Source organism: Afipia sp. GW821-FHT04G03 (genome assembly GCF_059419985.1).
Map to the genome: position 1 here is coordinate 1,383,673 of NZ_JBWKSV010000001.1, position 17,741 is coordinate 1,401,413.

Consider the following 17,741-nt stretch of genomic DNA (forward strand, 5'->3'; position numbering starts at 1 on the left):
AAAGCAATGAGACTGGTCAGCGCGCACTTATTGCGGCGCATCAGGCCGATGCGTCATTACGCCTCAAGAAAATCAGTCTCGAGGCCGCTGCTGTGTTCGCTCAGCGAAATCAGGCGCACCGGAACCACGGATCGGCTATGCTCGCGGTGACCCACCATGATCCGGCGTCCGCCGGTACGGAGCCCACCAATGCAGCGCGTTACCATCACCCTCGATGACGATCTCATGGCCGAGTTGGATCGCATGATCGAGGAACACGGCTATCAGAACCGCTCCGAGGCGATTCGCGATTTCGCCCGCGCCGGAATGCAGCAGGCGGCGCAGGACGCAGGCAAGAACGGCGAGTGTGTCGCGGCGCTGGTTTATGTCTACGACCACGCGGCGCGCGATCTCTCCAGCCGTCTCGTCAACAATTTCCACGATCATCATGACCTGTCGCTGGCGACGCTGCATGTCCATCTCGACAACGACAACTGCATGGAGATCACTGCCCTGAAAGGCAGCGCCGCGGACGTGAAGCATCTCGCCGATCATGTCATCGCCGAGCGCGGCGTCCGTTACGGCCGCGTGGTGATGATCCCGACCGAGGCGAGCGCCAAGCCTGCGGGCGCGCGCAAAAAGCACGTCCATAAGCACACCTGACACGCCATTTTCGGGGATGCCCCTGACAACAACCTGCGGTAACGATCACTCATGACAAAAGCAAAATCCAATCTTCAGATCGATTCCGCGCGCCTCTGGGGCGACATCCACGAAACCGCGAAGTTCGGCGCCACGCCCAAAGGCGGCGTCAGACGCCTCACCCTCGGGCCTGAGGACAAGCAGGTGCGCGACTGGTTCCGCGCCGCCTGCGAGGCTGCCGGCTGTGAAGTCCGTGTCGATGCGCTGGGCACCATGTTCGCGATCCGGCCGGGCCGCGACATGTCCAAGCCGCCGATTGGCATCGGCTCGCATCTCGACACCCAGCCCACCGGCGGAAAATACGACGGCATTCTCGGCACGCTCGCCGCGCTCGAAGTAGTGCGCGTGCTGAACGATGCGGGGATCGAGACCGACGTTCCCATCTGTGTCTGTAACTGGACCAATGAAGAAGGTTCGCGCTACGCGCCGGCGATGATGGCCTCGGCCGCCTACTCCGGCGAATACACCACCGAGGACATTCTCGGGCGCAAGGACGCCGACGGCTTCACCGTGGCCGAGGCGCTCGACACCATCGGCTATCGCGGCGCGGACGCGGTCGGAAAACAGAAGTTTTCAGCGTTCGTCGAATTGCACATCGAACAGGGCCCGCTGCTGGAGGCCGAGCACAAGACCATCGGCGTTGTCGATCGCGGCCAGGGCATCATCTGGTACGACGGCGCGATTTCAGGATTTGCAAGCCACGCGGGCACCACACCGATGCCGCTGCGCAAGGATGCGCTCGTCGCATTTTCGGAAGTCGTGCTGGCGGTGGAAAAGATCGCGCGCGATTTCGGCCCGAATGCGGTGGGCACCATCGGCGAGATGAAGATCGACAATCCGTCCCGCAACGTCATTCCCGGCGATCTCGCCTTCACCATCGACGTGCGCAGCGCGGACTCTAAAACCCTCGACAAGCTGCATGACGGGATCATGGCGGCGGCAGCGGAGATTGCGGCCCGCCGCAAGGTCAAGGTCGATGTGAAGAAAATCTGGCGCAAGGAGCCGACGGTTTTCAACACGGCGCTGGTCGATGCCGTCGAGGCCGCCACCAAGGAGCTTGGCTACGCCCACCGCCGCATCACGTCCGGCGCGGGACACGACGCCTGCAATCTCGCCGGCGTCATGCCGGCGGCGATGATCTTCGTGCCATGCAAGGACGGCATCAGCCACAACGAGCTGGAAGACGCCACCCAGGCCGACTGCACGGCAGGCGCGAATGTGCTGCTGCATACGGTTCTCGCGCTCGCAGGCATTGCATCGGCGGCGAGGACGGACGGTTAGCATCGCCTCGTCAAAATGCAAATTTATCGTCGTCCCCGCGAAAGCGGGGACCCATAACCCCTAGTCTGTCGGCAAGGCACAACATACATCCTGCTAACATTCAAAGTCAGGGAGTATGGGTCCCCGCTTTCGCGGGGACGACACACGAAAATTCCTTGCCTCCCGCCACTTGAAAGCCCGCTCAGCATGACTTCGAAAACAACTCCTCCCGTCGCGCCGCGCCGTCCACACAGCTTCACCCATCACGGCATCACGGTGACCGACGATTATGCCTGGCTGAAGGACGAGAACTGGCAGGAGGTGCTGCGCAAACCGTCGATCCTCAAGCCCGACATCCGCGCCTATCTCGAAGCCGAGAACACTTATGCCGACGCGGTGCTAGGTCACACCGCGCCGTTGCAGAAAGAGCTGATCGCGGAAATGCGCGGCCGCATCAAGGAAGACGATTCCAGCGTGCCCTCGCCCGATGGCCCGTTCGCGTATTTCCAGAAATACCGCGAGGGCGGCCAGCACGAGCAAATCGGCCGCGTGCCCCGGAAAGACATCGACAATACAGCCAGCGCAGCCCGCTTCATTATCGACGGCGATGAACTCGCCAAGCAAAGCGAGTACTTCAAGTTCGGCGGCGCGCGCCATTCGCCCGATCACAAGCTGGAGGCATGGAGCGCGGACATTCGCGGCTCGGAATATTTCACCATCCGCGTCCGCGACTGGGACACCGGCATCGACAGCGCCGACATCATCGAGGAAACCGACGGCGGCGTGGTGTGGGCCGCGGATTCCAAATCGTTCTTCTATGTGAAGCTCGACGACAATCACCGCCCGATGCAGGTGTATCGTCATACGCTCGGCACGCCGCAGGCGAGCGATGCGCTCGTCTACGAGGAAAAAGACTCCGGCTGGTTCACGCATATTCACGAAAGCACCAGCGGGCGTTTCTGCGTGATCGCTGGCGGCGATCATGAAACCTCCGAGCAGCGGCTGATCGACCTGCAAACGCCAGACGCCAAACCGCGCCTTGTGGCGAAACGCGAGGAAGGGGTGCAGTACTCCATCGGCGATCGCGGCGATCAGCTCTTCATTCTCACCAATGCCGATGACGCCATCGACTTCAAGATCGTCACCGCGCCGCTGGCCTCGCCCGCGCGCAAGAACTGGCGCGACCTCATCCCGCATCGCCCCGGCATCTACATCATCGACATCGAGCTTTATTCCGGCCATCTGGTCCGGCTCGAGCGCGCCAATGCGCTGCCCTCCATCGTGATCCGCGATCTTGCGACCTTGCAGGAACACGCCATCGCCTTCGACGAGGCCGCCTATTCGCTCGGCACCATCGGCGGCTACGAATTCGACACCACGCAGATCCGGTTTTCCTATTCGTCGATGACCACGCCGTCCGAGGTGTTCGACTACGACATGGTCAGCCGCGAGCGCACGCTGCGCAAGCGCCAGGAAATTCCCTCCGGCCACAACCCCGCCGACTATGTCACCACGCGGATCATGGCTACCTCGCACGACGGCGCGCAGGTGCCGGTGTCGATCCTGCATCGCAAGGACCTGAAGCGCGACGGCAGCGCGCCGCTGCTGCTGTATGGCTACGGCTCCTACGGCATGGCGATGCCCGCTTCCTTCTCCGCCAACCGGCTGTCTCTGGTGGATCGCGGCTTCGTCTATGCCATCGCGCATATCCGCGGCGGTGCGGACAAGGGATGGGGCTGGTATCTCGACGGCAAGCGCGAGAAGAAGACCAACTCGTTCGATGACTTCGCCTCCGCCGGCCGCGCGCTGATCGAGGCGAAATATACTTCGGCGAAAAAGATCGTCGGACACGGCGGCAGCGCGGGCGGCATGCTTATGGGCGCGGTGGCGAACCGCTCCGGCGAATTGTTCGCGGGCATCGTTGCGGAAGTGCCGTTCGTCGATGTGCTCAACACCATGCTCGACGAGTCCCTGCCGCTGACGCCGCCGGAATGGCCCGAATGGGGCAACCCCATCGAGAGCGCCAGCGACTTCAAAACCATCCTCTCGTACTCACCCTATGAGAATGTGGCGGCAAAGGAGTATCCCGCCATTCTTGCGATGGGCGGCCTCGCCGATCCGCGCGTCACCTATTGGGAGCCGGCGAAATGGATCGCGCGGCTGCGCCCGGTCATGACGGGCGGCGGTCCGGTTCTGCTGCGCACCAACATGGGCGCTGGCCATGGCGGCGCGTCGGGCCGGTTCAACAGGCTGGATGAAATCGCCATCGCCTATGCGTTCGCGCTGTGGGCGGTCGGGCTGGCCGGCGACGAAAGCTGATGCGAGATAACAATTCATCGTCGTGCCGGCCAACGCCGGGACCACGAGACATCTTGCGTCGGTTACCTCTCAGGTAATTTAATCACAGCCACCGGCCGCGCATCATGTGATTCGCTTCCGTTGCAGCGCGTCATGACGCGCTGCGTTTCTCCGCCCATACTCCCGTCCTGACCACGTCCTTGCCGGAACTTCCGAATGCGCCGCCTGCCCTTCTATTACGGCTGGATCATCGTCGGGGTCACCTTCATTACCATGGGCATCGGCGTGAACGCCCGCACGTCGTTCTCGCTGTTCTTCGCGCCGATCGTCGATGAATTCGGCTGGGATCGCGGCGTCACCGCAGGCGCGTTCTCGTTCGGGTTTATGGTCTCGGCGCTGCTCAGTCCGTTGATGGGACGGCTGATGGACCGCAGCGGGCCGCGCACGTTGATGGAGCTTGGCGTCGGGCTGATGGCAGTCGGCCTCCTGCTCGCGCCGCTGACAACGCAGCCGTGGCATCTTTACGCGACCATCGGCTGTCTGGTCGGCGCGGGTAGCATTTGTCTGGGCTATTCCGGCCAGTCGCTGTTCCTGCCGAACTGGTTCGTCAGACGCCGCGGGCTCGCGGTCGGTCTCGCCTTCGCCGGCGTCGGTATCGGCTCCATCATCATCCTGCCCTGGGTGCAATTGCTGATCGACAAAAGCGGCTGGCGCGCGGCGAGCTGGGCGATGGGCATTCTCGTGCTCGTCGTGCTGGTGCCGCTCAATCTTCTGCTGCGCAAACGCCCCGAAGATATCGGCCTGCTGCCGGACGGCGACGCCGCGCCGACAGCCGCGACCGTCGCGCCACCGTCGAACATCGTCGATCCGGCCTGGGCGTCCGTGGACTGGACGCTTGAACGCGCGGTGCGCACCGCGCGGTTCTGGTGGATCTCGCTCGGCTATTTCTGCGGACTTTATGTCTGGTACGCGGTGCAGGTGCATCAGACCAAGTATCTCGTCGAGATCGGATTCAGCTCGACCTCGGCAGCATGGGCGCTCGGCTTTGTCAGCCTGATCGGCATTCCCGGGCAGATCGTGCTCGGCTATCTGTCCGACCGGATCGGCCGCGAATGGATCTGGACGATTTCATCATTGGGATTTGCGATCTGCTTCGCGGCGCTGATCGCGCTCCAGTATGCCCCGTCGCTGGCGCTGGTCTATGTCATGGTCGTGGTGCAGGGATTTCTCGGCTACGGCTTCACCTCGATCATGGGCGCCGTGGTGGCCGAGATCTTTCAGGGCAAGCATTTCGGCACGATCTTCGGCACGATCGGATTTACGGCACTGGCCGGCGGCGCTGCCGGTCCGTGGGTGACGGGCATCCTGCATGACATCTACGGCGACTACACCATCGCCTTCGTCATCGGCATCGCCGTCAGCGCGCTGTCAGCGGCAGGGATCTGGCTTGCGGCGCCCCGCAATGTCCGCGCCGTCGCCGGGCAGATGCACCGGATTCCGAAGCCGGCGTGAGCGCATTCTTCCGTCATCAGGTAAGCCCGATCTGCACCGGATAACCGTCGCGCAGCGCGTTGACGATCGACGGCGGCGTCAGCAGCTTTGCATCGGCAAGACTGGCGGAGGCACGGGTGTAACCCGCGAACGACCACAGCCACACCTCGCCCCTCGCAATCAGATAACTCTCGCCGCCGGACGTGATCATCGCGCCATCGGGCAATTTCAGCGGCGGCGCGTGTAACGCATGCAGCCTTTTCACACGGCCATCGAGACGCTCACCGTGCAACACGGCGTCCATTTCTGTCGCATACGGCTTGTCGCGCCGGTTGCCTTTGGCCCACGCATCGCGGAACGCCGTTGCATCCTCGCGGCGGCAATAGAAGCAAGGCCGATGCCCCGCCGCGAAGGATGTCGCTTCGTCGAGAAAGAACAATTCGGTCCAGCTTCGCCGGCTCATCACCTTGCGCTTGCGCCCGCGAAATTCGCAGACGCAGGTGATCCAGGCCTTCGAGGACCATCGCCGGTTCAGCAGCGTCCGCGTCGCCGGATCGTGGATGATGCCGCGATTGCCGGTGAAGCGCCCGCGATGCGCGGTCGCGACAATCTCGCCGAACGGCGACACGCGGTTTTGCAGGGGCATGAGTTAGTTCAGCACATCCTGATTGATAACGTTCTCGCGGATCGGCTTGCCGTCGAGCGCACTCAGCATGTTCTTCGCGGTCTGAAGGCTCATGCGGTCCAGCGCCTCGCGCGTCACGCCCGCCACATGCGGCGCCATGATGACGTTGTCCAGCGCGAACAGCGGATGATCCGGACGCGGCGGCTCCTGCGCGAACACGTCGATGCCCGCGCCCGCGATCTTGCCCGAGGTCAGCGCGGCATAAAGCGCGGCCTCATCGACGATGCCGCCGCGCGCGGTGTTGATGAGATACGCCGTCGGCTTCATCAGCTGCAATTGCGCCGTGCTGAACATGTTGACGGTTTCCGGCGCCTTGGGGCAATGGATCGAAACAAAATCCGCGCGCGGCAGCGCGGTTGCGAGATCGGTCACGCGTTCCGCGCCGACGGCCTCGATCTCGGCCGCGGTCTTGAACGGATCATAGACCAGCACGTTCATTTCCATCGCCACCAGCCGCTTCACCAGCCGCACCCCGATGCGGCCCATGCCGACCACCAGCGCGGTCTTACCCAGCAGGTCGAACGGGATCGCACCAAGACGCTTGGTCCAGTTGCCGCTCTTGACCAGCTTGTCGAGTTCGGCGGCGCGCTTCGCCAGCGCCAGCATCATGAACAGCGCGCATTCGGCGACCGAGGGCGAGTTCGCGATGCCCGTCGTCATCAGCGGAATCTTGTTGGCGCTCAGCGCCTTCACATCGACCGCGTCGTAACCGACGCCGATACGCGTGACGACCATCATTTCGCCCGACGAGACGATCTCGTTCGCGCCGAACGCGGTGCCGCCCAGCGCCACGCCGTTGACCGGCGCATGTTGACGCAACATCTCGTTGAAATCGGGGGCGGAAATCGTATTGGGGAATTCGATGGCCTCGATGTCGCTGCGCTCCCGAAGCAGCGCCCAGCCGCCGGGCGACAGGGTTTCCACGATCAGCAGTTTCTTCTTGTTGGTCGCCATATCATCCCCTGACGTTTTGTTGGTCTTGAAGCGCGCCCATCATCGCCTTGATTCAGCCCGCACCGCAAGCGGGGCCAAGCATACATGAGGCATACGTCCTGATACTTGCCGCCGTCGCAATGCGCAGGCAAACTCGCCAGACGCAGCCGGTCCGGCTCGAACGGCCAACAGAACAACTGGAGATCAACCCGTGACAAATCCCGTTTCCGCGCCCCATCCCGCATCGCTGCTCGAGGCGCTGGCCCGCTGGGACACGCCGACCATCTGCAACGCGCTGGAAGTCGTGGCGCCCGAGCGGCGCCTTACCGGCTTCACCACAAAACCGCTGGTCTGCCCGTTTCCGGACCTGCCTCCGATGGTGGGTTACGCCCGCACCGCAACAATCCGCGCCACGTCGGCCTCCAGCCTGTCGGCGGCGGATGCGCGCGCGCAACGCGTGGCGTATTACGAATATTGCGGCACCGGACACGGCCCGCGCATCAGCGTTATTCAGGATCTCGACGGCGCGAACATCGGCTTCGGCGCGTTCTGGGGCGAGGTCAACAGTTCGGTCCACAAGGCGCTCGGCTGCCTCGGTGTGGTCACTGACGGATCGATCCGCGACATCCCGGCGTGGGCGCCGGGCTTTCAGGCGCTGGCCGGAAGCGTCGGGCCTTCGCACGCCTACGTTCATCTCGACGGCTTTGGCGACGACGTGTGCGTGGCCGGCATGACGGTGCGTTCGGATGATCTCATCCATGCGGACCGCCACGGCGCGGTCGTGATTCCGGCCAATGTTGCCGCGAAACTGCCCGATGCAGCAAAGCTCTGCGAACGCCGCGAGGAGCCTATCCTCGGCATCGCGCGCAGCCCCTCGTTCACGCTGGACAAGCTGAAAGAGGCATTGGCCAAGTCCGCGGAGATTCACTAACGCGCGCAAAAGGCGTAAGCCGGTGCCGTCGATTCACAACGAAAGGTTCGCCGCATGAAAGTCGTTCTCGGTATCATCGTCGGCGTGGTAATCGGCTTCCTCGCCATGACATACTTCAAGACCGGCCATCTGCCGTTCTGATGGTTTTGCAAGGCGATTCGGACTCCTGATGCCTGTCTCTCCCCGCTATCGCGCCTCCACCAGCCATGCAGCGCTGGGTCCGGAGTTCTTCGACGTCGTCGCGGCAGCGGCGTTTCCCGATCACATCCTGCGCTACCGCAACCGGCGCGCGGCGAAGACGGTGGGACTCGATACGCTCACCGACGAGGAATGGATCGCGCATTTCGGACGCTTCGCGCCGCTGGCGGAGAGTTTCACTGAGCCGCTGGCGCTGCGTTATCACGGCCACCAGTTCCGCACCTACAATCCGGAGCTTGGCGACGGACGCGGTTTCCTGTTCGCGCAACTCTACGATGACAAAGGCCGCCTGCTCGACCTCGCCACCAAAGGCAGCGGCAAGACGCCTTGGTCGCGCACTGCCGATGGACGGCTCACGCTCAAGGGCGGCGTACGCGAGGTTCTCGCCACATCGATGCTGGAAGCGTTGGGCGTCGATACGTCCAAGACGTTCAGCCTGATCGAGACCGGCGAAGCGCTGGAGCGCGGCGACGAGCCGTCGCCGACGCGGTCGTCGGTGATGGTGCGGCTCAGCCATTCGCATATCCGCATCGGCTCCTTCCAGCGTCAGGCGTTTCATCGCAACACCGAAAACATCCAGAAGCTGCTCGACTACACCATCAAGACCTACATGCCTGACGTTTGGCACGACGACGCCCCTGCCCGCGCTGTGGCGTTCCTTGAAGAGGTCTGCCGCCGCGTCGCGCGGGTCGGCGCGCAATGGATGGCCGCGGGATTCGTCCACGGCGTGCTGAACACCGACAACATCAACGTCACCGGCGAAAGTTTCGATTACGGCCCGTGGCGCTTCCTGCCGGTGCTCGATCAGTCGTTCACTGCCGCCTACTTCGACGAGACCGGTCTCTACGCCTTCGGACGGCAGCCCGACGCGCTATTCTGGAATGTCACGCGGCTGGCGGAATGCCTGTTGCCGATTGCCGACCAGCCGTCACTCGAAAAGGCGCTCGGCGCATTCGAGCCGGCGCTGCGCGCGGAATTCACAAGCGCGATGCTGAGGCGTCTCGGCGTCGCATCGCAGGGCGTCGAGCGCGATGCCGAGTTGACGCGCGCGCTGTGGGTCTTCCTGTCGGATAGCAAGGCGCCGTTCGAGCAAACCTTCTTCGACTGGTTCGGCGGGCTGGCCAGCGCGGAGCGCGCCGCCAGAAGCCCGTCAAAAGATCATTACGCAAGCGAGGCGTTCAATCCCGTGCGGCAGGCGCTGAAGGACTTCGCGGCTTTGCCCCACGTCGATCTCAATCGGCCGTTCTTTCAGAACACCGTGGCCTGCACCATGCTGATGGAAGAGGTCGAGGCGATCTGGAAACCGATCGCGGAAAATGACGACTGGTCGGTGTTTCAGGCCAAGCTCGACGCCATTGACGCGATGCGCGAGGCGTATGGGCTGGCGTGAGGACATCCCACACGTCATTCCGGACAGCCCGCGCAGCGGGCTGATCCGGAATCCAGACGAGTTCATCGAAAACAATTCCGGGATTCCGGGTTCGCTCGCGAGTGCTCGCGCCCCGGAATGACCGGCAGTCTTACGCCACCTTCTTGCGCGGCTCGGTCACCGTATAGGTGCCGTCGAGGAATCCCGCCAGGCGCTTGCGGATAATGAACTCCGCATCCGCCATGATGCGGTCGATCAGCTCCTTGCAGGTCGGGATATCGTTGATCAGGCCGACCATCATGCCGCAGCTCCAGGCGCCCGCGTCCATGTCGCCTTCAAGCATCACCTTCGGGTAGACGCCCGCGACCTGATCCATGATGTCCTGAATCTTCAGGTCCTTGCCCTTTTCGTTCTCGATCTCGATCAGCTTCTCGACGTTCTTGTTGTTGAGAACGCGCTCGGTGTTGCGCAGCGCGCGCATCACGAGGCGGGTGTCGAGTTCGGTCGCCTTGAGCAGCGCCTGCTTTACGTTGTCATGCACCGGCGCTTCCTTGGTGGCGATGAAGCGCGTGCCCATATTCATGCCCTGCGCCCCCATAGCGAGCGCTGCAACGAGACTGCGTGCGTCGGCCATGCCGCCCGACGCCACGAACGGAATTCTCAATTCCTCTTCCGCGCGCGGCAGCAGGATCATGTTCGGCATGTCGTCTTCGCCGGGATGACCGCCGCATTCGAAGCCGTCGACGCTGACCGCATCACAGCCGATCGCCTCGGCCTTCAGCGAATGGCGCACCGAGGTGCACTTGTGAATGACCTTGATGCCCGCTGCCTTGAGCGCAGGCATATATTGCTCGGGGCTGCGGCCAGCGGTTTCCACCGCCTTGATGCCAGCTTCCTTGATGGCCGCGATATATTCGGGATACGGAGGCGCCGCGAAGGTCGGCAGGAACGTGAGGTTCACGCCGAACGGCTTGTCGGTCATGTCCTGGCACTTCTTGATTTCCTTCGCCAGCAGTTCGGGCGTCTTCTGCGTGAGACCCGTGATGATACCGAGGCCGCCCGCGTTGGAAACGGCGGACGCAAGTTCCGCGAAGCCAACAAAGTGCATGCCGCCCTGGATGATCGGGTGCTGGATGCCGAACAGTTCCGTAATCGCCGTTTTCATGTGTTCCCTCTCCTGTGTTCTGTCACACCGTTACCGCAGGCTGGCGACGCCCGACAATGGCCGAGCAAGTCATCGCTGCCATGCTATAAGTTCTAAAATAGAACGTATCAGGTTGATTCAAACCGTCAACCGGTGGCCAAATGCGGAGGCACCGTGTATCAGAGCGGCGATAACTCCATTGTCTCACAACGGAATTTCGCTTGAGCCAGCCGCAGCCAGTTAAACCGTTTCTTGAAGTTCTCGCGGGAAGCCGCCAGCCCGTGCCGCCGGTCTGGATGATGCGGCAGGCCGGGCGCTACCTGCCGGAATATCGCGACTTGCGCGCGAAGGCCGGCGGATTTCTCGATCTTTGCTTCAATCCGGAATGGGCCGCCGAGGTGACGTTGCAGCCGATCCGGCGTTTCGGCTTCGATGCCGCGATCATCTTTTCGGACATTCTGGTGATCCCGCACGCGCTCGGACGTTCCGTGCGTTTCGAGGTGGGTGAAGGCCCCCGCCTCGATCCGCTCGACACGCCTGAGAAGATCAAGACGCTGGCGGCGGCCGCCGACTTTTCAAAGCTCGAGCCTGTCTATGAAGCGCTGCGCCGGGTCCGCAGCGCGCTCGATCCGAAGGTGACGCTGATCGGCTTCTGCGGCGCGCCGTGGACGGTGGCGACCTACATGGTCGCGGGCCAAGGGACGCCGGATCAAGCGCCTGCGCGGATGCTTGCCTATCGGGAGCCGGACGCATTCGCGAAAATCATCGACGTGCTGGTGGAGAACTCGATTGAATATCTGCTCGGCCAGCTGAAAGCCGGCGCGGACGTCCTGCAGATTTTCGACACCTGGGCGGGCGTATTGCCGCCGCGCGAATTCCAGCGCTGGTCCGTCGAGCCGACGCGACGCATTGTCGAGGGCGTGCGCGCGAAAGCGCCCGGTGCGAAGATCATCGGATTCCCGCGCGGCGCGGGCGCGCAACTTCCGCTGTATGTCGGACGCACCGGCGTGGATGGCGTCAGCATCGACTGGGCGGCTGAGCCGACGCTGATCCGCGAGCGCGTGCAAAGCCATGTCGCCGTGCAGGGCAATCTCGATCCACTGGCGCTGATCGCGGGCGGCGCGGCGCTCGACCGTGCGGTGGATGATGTGCTGGCGAATTACGCGAGCGGCCGGTTCATCTTCAATCTCGGCCATGGCATCCAGCCGGAAACGCCGATCGCCCATGTCGAGCAGATGCTCAAGCGCGTGCGGGCGTATAAAGGCTAGACCGGCCGCGACCGCTCGATGATCGCCGCAGCGCCCTTTGCCAGAAGATCGAACGCCACGGCGCGGCCAAGCTCGCGCGGTTTGTCCGCCGGGCCGCTGCGCGTGGCTTCCAGCAACTGATCGCCTTCGAGATCGAGCACCGACGCGGTCAGCGTCATATCGCGACCGTCGATCGTCGAGAAGCCCGCGATCGGCGAATTGCAATGGCCGTTGAGCACCCACAACACCTCGCGCTCCGCATCGGCGGACAGATGCGCGGCGGGATCATCGATCAGCGACAGATAACGCCGCGTCTGCCAGTCGTTCGCGGCGCATTCCACCGCCACGATGCCCTGTCCTGCCGCCGGCAACATCTCGCGCGTTGTGAACTCATGGGCGACGCGCGCGCCGAGCCCGACGCGCTCCAAACCCGTCCGCGCCATGATCAGCGCATCCGCCGGACCGGCCGCACCGCCATCCGGCAGCCGCTGCAACTCGCCATTGTCGAGTTTGCGCACCCGCGTGTCGGCTGCGCCGCGAAAATGAATCACCTCGATCTCGGGAAACAACCTGCGCACATAAGCCGCACGCCGCACCGCATTGGTGCCGATCTTGAAGCCTTTGCCCTTGGTCCGCTTCAGATCCTCGAACGTCACGCCCGCGCGCAACACCAGCGCATCGGTCGGCGGGTCGCGTTTCAGCGTCGCGCCGATCACAAGACCCGGCGTGTCCTCATTCCCCGGCATATCCTTCAGCGAATGCATCGCCGCTTGCAGATCGCCTGCGGTTATAGCGCTGCGAATCTGATCGACGAACGCCCCGCCCTTGCCGCCGTGCGTCAGCAAAAGACCGGTCTGGTCCGAGTCGCCGCGCGTCTCGAACTTGACGATCTCGACGTCCAGATCGGAAACGGCGGCGGACAGCTGGCGCGCGATTTCCCCGGTCTGCACCAGCGCCATCGTGCTTTTGCGCGTGCCGATCCGCATTGAAGTTTTTGCCACGTCCGCTCCGTTGACCGCCATTCGGCGGCACCATACGGCGAGCGGTCCCCGGAATGCAAACGCATTGGAAACGACGGAAAATCAGGGAAAATCAGCTCAAATCTGTCAGAGCGCCCGCGCCGTCGGCAGGCTGACCTCGGCCAGACGCGCCGCGTCCTCGTTCTGGTCGAGGGCAACATACTCCCCCTGCCAATAGGTCAGCGCACCCTTGCCCGATGACACCCGCAGATCGAGCACCCGCCCGATCACGATGGCATGGGAATGGCGCTCGAGAACATGCTCGACCTCGCAGTCGAACGCCGCCAGCGCACCGGCCAGCAGCGGCACGCCGGATGCGAGACTGATCCACTCGGCGCCGGCGAATCGCGCAGCGCCCTTCAGGCCGCCGATGCCGGAAAACCGTTCGGCGACGTCCACTTGGTCAGCGCCGAGAATGTTGACGCCGAATACGCCATGCTTCTGAAGCAGCGGCCACGACGACGACTGGCGGTTGACGCTGACGATCAGCGTCGCCGGCTCCACCGACAGCGACGACACCGACGTCACGGTCATGCCGGACAGATCGTTGCCCCGCCCGACCGTGATGACGCTCACACCGCCCGCAAGCGAGCGCATGGCATTGCGAAAACTGTCGGCCGACGCCGAAGCATCGATCTTGGTCTCGCGGATGTTCCGGACCAGCGAATTCATGTCAGCCTCACGCGCCAGCGGCTTCGCCGGTCTCTTTCAGCAGTTCGCGCAAAATGGTGCCTTCCAGCGCCGCGAGATCCGCGGAGCCACGCTGGCGCGGGCGCGCCAGATCGACATTGATATCGTGGGCGATGCGGCCATCTTCAATGACCAGCACGCGATCCGCGAGGGCGACCGCTTCAGCCACGTCGTGCGTCACCAGAATCGCGGTAAAGCCCTGATCGTGCCAGACGCTTTCCAGCAGACGCTGCATCGAAATGCGCGTCAGCGCATCGAGCGCACCAAGCGGCTCGTCAAACGCCAGCACGCGCGGATGGCTGACCAGCGCGCGCGCCAGCGCGACACGCTGCTTCTGTCCGCCCGACAATACCGCGGGCCACTCGTCCCGCTTTTCGTCAAGGCCGACCTCCTTCAACGCATCGTCGGCGCGAATTTTCGCATCCGGCGAATTGCGGTCGCGGCCGAGACCGACTTCGACATTCGACAGCACCCGCGCCCACGGCAGCAGCCGCGGCTCCTGAAACATCACGCGGACGTGGTCGCTCGGGCGGCCCTCATGGTCGCCGAATTCGATGGTCCCCGCGCTCGGCTCGTCCAGCCCGCCGATCAGGCGCAGCAGCGTGCTCTTGCCGCAGCCCGATTTGCCGACGATGGCGACGGACTGTCCCCCCGGAATATGAAGTTCGATGCCGCGCAGTACTTCATTATCTCCGAACGATTTGCGAAGGCCGCGAATGGTCAGCGACAGCGCGCGCGAGGAATCGCGCATTCCGTCCCGCGCCACCTTCGCCTCACGGATCAGGTCGGTGGCGGCGTCCAGCGCTTTTGCGTCGTCCGGAGCGAATCGAAATGCCTGCGTCATGTTCATTCCCGTTATTTCTGGAAGGCCGGATGCCAGGACAGCGTGAACCGCTCCAGCACGCGCGCGGTGCTATCGGCGAGCTTGCCGAGCAGCGCATAGATCAGGATGCTGAGCACGACGACATCGATCAGCATGAATTCGCGCGCCTGCATCGCCATGTAGCCGAGGCCCGATGACGCCGCGATGGTTTCCGCCACGATCAGCGTCAGCCACATGATGCCGAGCGCGAAGCGAAGTCCCACGAAGATCGACGGCAGCGCGCCGGGGAAGATCACGCGGCGAAACAACTCGCTGTTGCTCATGCCGTAGATACGGCCCATTTCGATCAGCTGCGGGTCCACGGTTTTGATTCCGTGCAGCGTGTTGAGATAGATCGGGAAGAACACGCCGAGCGCCACCAGGAACAGCTTGGCCGACTCGTCGATGCCGAACCACAGGATCACCAGCGGGATCAGCGCCAGATGCGGCACGTTGCGCACCATCTGCAAGGTCGTATCGGTGAGCTTATTGCTGATCTGCGACAACCCGTTGGCCAGACCGAACGCGAAACCGATCGCGCCGCCGATCAGAAAGCCGACGCTCGCGCGCCAGAAGCTGACCCAGATATTCTTCGCAAGCTCGCCGGACAGCGCCAGCTTCCAGCCCGCCACCGCGACGTCGCTCGGCGCAGGCAACACCCGCGCCGACACAAAGCCGGTGACACATGCGATCTGCCAGACCAGAAGAATGGCCAGCGGCACGATCCACTGGGTCAGGCCGTCTGCGCGCGGAATGCGAAACCCGCGCGCGCGGGGCTGCGATACGGTGTCAGCGAGACTCATGACGACGATGCCTGCTTCTGGGGACGATAATCGTTGCCGATGGTCTCCCCGAACGGTCCGGTGTTGACGCGCAGCGGCGCGACGTTGGACTGATTGAGGTTGAGCAGCGGGAACACCAGTTCGGCGAAGCGATATGCTTCCTCAAGATGCGGATAGCCGGACATGATGAAGGTATCGACGCCGACGTCCTGATATTCCTTGATGCGCGCCGCCACCGTTTGCGGATCGCCGACCAATGCCGTGCCCGCGCCGCCGCGCACGAGGCCGACGCCGGCCCAGAGGTTCGGGCTGATCTCGAGCTTGTCGCGCCGTCCGCCGTGCAGTTGCGCCATGCGCTGCTGGCCGACCGAATCCATCCGGGAGAATATCTTCTGCGCCTGCGCGATGGTGTCGTCGGTGACGTATTGAATCAGTTCGTCCGCCGCGCGCCACGCCGCTTCATTGGTTTCGCGCACGATCACATGCAGACGGATGCCGAAGGAGAGCTTGCGGCCCTTCTTGGCGGCCGCGGCCTTCACGCGCGCGACCTTCTCGGCCACCTGCGCCGGGGGCTCGCCCCATGTCAGATACTTGTCGACCGTGTCGACTGCGACATCGATGCCGGCATCCGACGAACCGCCGAAATACAGCGGCGGGCGCGGCGATTGCACCGGCGGAAACAGCAGGCGGCCGTCCTCGATCGAGATGTGCTTGCCCTGCACGTTCACGGTCTTGCCCGAGAGCAGATCGCTGTAGACGTTCAGAAACTCGCGCGTCACGGCATAGCGTTCGTCATGATCGAGAAAAATGCCGTCGCCCTTGTTCTCGACAGGATCGCCGCCGGTCACGACGTTGATCAGCAGGCGTCCGTTGGACACACGATCCAGCGTCGCAGTCATGCGCGCGGCCACGCTTGGCGATTGCAGACCGGGACGCACCGCCACGAGATAGCGCAGCCGTTCGGTCCATGGCGCCACGGCAGAGGCGACCACCCATGAATCCTCGCAGCTTCGCCCGGTCGGCAGCAGCACACCGAAATAGCCGAGCTGGTCCGCAGCCTGCGCGATCTGGCGCAGGTAGTTGAAGTTCACCTCGCGTCCGCCGGTGGTGGTGCCGAGATAGCGGCTGTCACCGTGTGTCGGCAAAAACCAGAGAACGTTGGCTGGAGTATTCGCGCTCATGATCCGGACTTTCTTGCAACGTCGGAAATCTTGATCGCCTTCGGGATCAGACCGAGCGCGAAGAACGTGTCCGCAACCTGCTGCTGTTCAGCGATCACCGTGTCGTTGATCGGCTTGATGCCGTAAGACTGCCGCTTCAGCGCCAGTTCAAGCACCGGCACCGGCAATCCGACCGACGGGCTGAGCTGTTCGGCGACGGCCTTGATGTCGCCCTTCGCCCAGTCGTCAACCTCGCTCAGCTGCGCCAGCACCAGATCGACGACCTTCGGATCGGCACCCAGAAACTTCTGCGACGAGAAATAGAACTGATAGTTCGACACGATGCCGGTGCCGTCCGCCAGCGTGCGCGCCTCTGTCGCCACTTCGGCCGCCGCCTGGAACGGATCCCAGATCACCCAAGCATCGACCGCGCCTTTCTCAAACGCCGCGCGCGCATCGGCGGGCGCAAGAAACACCGGCGTGATCTCGGAATATTTGACACCCGCCTTCTCCAGCGCCTTCACCAAAAGATAGTGAACGTTGGAGCCTTTGTTCAGCGCGACCTTCTTGCCTTTCAGGTCGGCGACGGTCCCGAGTTTGCTGTCTTTCGGGACAAGGATCGCCTCACCTTTCGGCGCGGGCGGCTCGTAGGCGACATATTGAATCGGCGCACCGGCGGCCTGCGCGAAGATCGGCGGGGCTTCGCCCGTGTTGCCGAAGTCGATCGCGCCGACGTTGAGCGCTTCGAGCAGCGGCGGCCCCGACGGAAATTCGGTCCAGACCACGCTGTAACCCAGCGCTTTTAGTTTCGGCTCCAGCGAGCCCTTGCTCTTGAGCAGCACCAGCTTGCCGTATTTCTGGAAGCCGATGCGGACCACTTTCTCCTGCGCCTGCGCTGGAATGATCGATGAAAGCGTCAGCGCCGCTACGGCGGTGATCGCGAACGTGGTCAATGTGCGACGTGTGTGCATGAACGTACCTTTTGATGAAA

The 17,741-nt window shown here is 63.4% G+C and carries 16 protein-coding genes; 7 read left to right on the plus strand and 9 right to left on the minus strand.

Features of this window, described 5'->3' with window-relative positions:
- The first annotated feature begins 189 nt into the window (after positions 1-189).
- From nikR to AC07UB_RS06670, 4 genes are all read left to right on the plus strand, one after another.
- On the plus strand, positions 190-642 hold the full coding sequence (nikR, locus tag AC07UB_RS06655; protein WP_494651634.1) for a nickel-responsive transcriptional regulator NikR: 453 nt from the start codon (positions 190-192) through the stop codon (positions 640-642).
- Positions 643-693: 51 nt separating this feature from the next.
- Positions 694-1,962: a Zn-dependent hydrolase gene (locus AC07UB_RS06660; RefSeq protein WP_494651632.1), complete on the plus strand. Its 1,269-nt coding sequence runs from the start codon at positions 694-696 to the stop codon at positions 1,960-1,962.
- A gap of 186 nt (positions 1,963-2,148) precedes the next feature.
- Positions 2,149-4,260 (plus strand): S9 family peptidase, encoded by a 2,112-nt coding sequence (locus tag AC07UB_RS06665; protein ID WP_494651630.1) that lies wholly within the window; start codon positions 2,149-2,151, stop codon positions 4,258-4,260.
- A 195-nt stretch (positions 4,261-4,455) separates the two neighbouring features.
- The gene (locus AC07UB_RS06670) at positions 4,456-5,751 is read left to right on the plus strand and encodes an MFS transporter (RefSeq protein WP_494651628.1); all 1,296 of its coding nucleotides are present in this window, start codon (positions 4,456-4,458) and stop codon (positions 5,749-5,751) included.
- Positions 5,752-5,767: 16 nt separating this feature from the next.
- Here AC07UB_RS06670 and AC07UB_RS06675 read toward each other — a convergent pair whose 3' ends face one another.
- Together AC07UB_RS06675 and AC07UB_RS06680 are read right to left on the minus strand one after the other, a co-directional pair.
- Complete coding sequence (locus AC07UB_RS06675) at positions 5,768-6,376, minus strand: hypothetical protein (RefSeq protein WP_494651627.1); 609 nt, start codon at positions 6,374-6,376, stop codon at positions 5,768-5,770.
- A 3-nt stretch (positions 6,377-6,379) separates the two neighbouring features.
- Positions 6,380-7,369, minus strand: coding sequence for a hydroxyacid dehydrogenase (locus tag AC07UB_RS06680; RefSeq protein ID WP_492793114.1), 990 nt, complete (start codon positions 7,367-7,369; stop codon positions 6,380-6,382).
- Positions 7,370-7,559: 190 nt separating this feature from the next.
- On the opposite strand from AC07UB_RS06680, the gene AC07UB_RS06685 reads away from it, so the two are divergent.
- Positions 7,560-8,279: an RraA family protein gene (locus AC07UB_RS06685; protein ID WP_492793115.1), complete on the plus strand. Its 720-nt coding sequence runs from the start codon at positions 7,560-7,562 to the stop codon at positions 8,277-8,279.
- 169 nt (positions 8,280-8,448) lie between these two features.
- Positions 8,449-9,867 carry a protein adenylyltransferase SelO gene (locus AC07UB_RS06690; protein WP_494651625.1) on the plus strand — a complete coding sequence of 473 codons (1,419 nt, stop codon included), beginning with the start codon at positions 8,449-8,451 and terminating at the stop codon, positions 9,865-9,867.
- 130 nt (positions 9,868-9,997) lie between these two features.
- Here the strand turns inward: AC07UB_RS06690 and AC07UB_RS06695 are convergent, their stop codons facing one another.
- Positions 9,998-11,011 (minus strand): NAD(P)H-dependent flavin oxidoreductase, encoded by a 1,014-nt coding sequence (locus AC07UB_RS06695; protein WP_492793117.1) that lies wholly within the window; start codon positions 11,009-11,011, stop codon positions 9,998-10,000.
- Positions 11,012-11,286: 275 nt separating this feature from the next.
- Here AC07UB_RS06695 and hemE point away from each other — a divergent pair, with 275 nt between their 5' ends.
- On the plus strand, positions 11,287-12,258 hold the full coding sequence (gene hemE / locus AC07UB_RS06700; protein WP_494652664.1) for a uroporphyrinogen decarboxylase: 972 nt from the start codon (positions 11,287-11,289) through the stop codon (positions 12,256-12,258).
- On the opposite strand, the gene hemC is transcribed toward hemE, so the two are convergent.
- The 6 genes from hemC to AC07UB_RS06730 all read right to left on the minus strand — a co-directional run bounded on the left by hemC (position 12,255) and on the right by AC07UB_RS06730 (position 17,721).
- Complete coding sequence (hemC, locus tag AC07UB_RS06705; RefSeq protein ID WP_494652663.1) at positions 12,255-13,223, minus strand: hydroxymethylbilane synthase; 969 nt, start codon at positions 13,221-13,223, stop codon at positions 12,255-12,257. The two genes, hemE and hemC, sit on opposite strands and share 4 nt — an antisense overlap.
- Positions 13,224-13,343: 120 nt before the next feature.
- Positions 13,344-13,928 carry a flavin reductase family protein gene (locus tag AC07UB_RS06710; RefSeq protein WP_494651623.1) on the minus strand — a complete coding sequence of 195 codons (585 nt, stop codon included), beginning with the start codon at positions 13,926-13,928 and terminating at the stop codon, positions 13,344-13,346.
- 7 nt (positions 13,929-13,935) lie between these two features.
- A complete protein-coding gene (locus AC07UB_RS06715; protein ID WP_494651621.1) occupies positions 13,936-14,790 on the minus strand; it encodes an ATP-binding cassette domain-containing protein in 855 nt (284 codons plus the stop codon).
- Between the two features lie 11 nt (positions 14,791-14,801).
- A complete protein-coding gene (gene ssuC, locus AC07UB_RS06720) occupies positions 14,802-15,611 on the minus strand; it encodes an aliphatic sulfonate ABC transporter permease SsuC (protein WP_494651619.1) in 810 nt (269 codons plus the stop codon).
- Positions 15,608-16,771, minus strand: a complete 1,164-nt coding sequence (ssuD, locus tag AC07UB_RS06725) for an FMNH2-dependent alkanesulfonate monooxygenase (protein ID WP_492793121.1) — start codon at positions 16,769-16,771, stop codon at positions 15,608-15,610. Before ssuD ends, ssuC begins: the two co-directional genes overlap by 4 nt.
- Positions 16,768-17,721, minus strand: coding sequence for a sulfonate ABC transporter substrate-binding protein (locus AC07UB_RS06730; RefSeq protein ID WP_494651617.1), 954 nt, complete (start codon positions 17,719-17,721; stop codon positions 16,768-16,770). The genes ssuD and AC07UB_RS06730 overlap by 4 nt, the downstream gene beginning before the upstream one ends.
- Positions 17,722-17,741 lie beyond the last annotated feature (20 nt).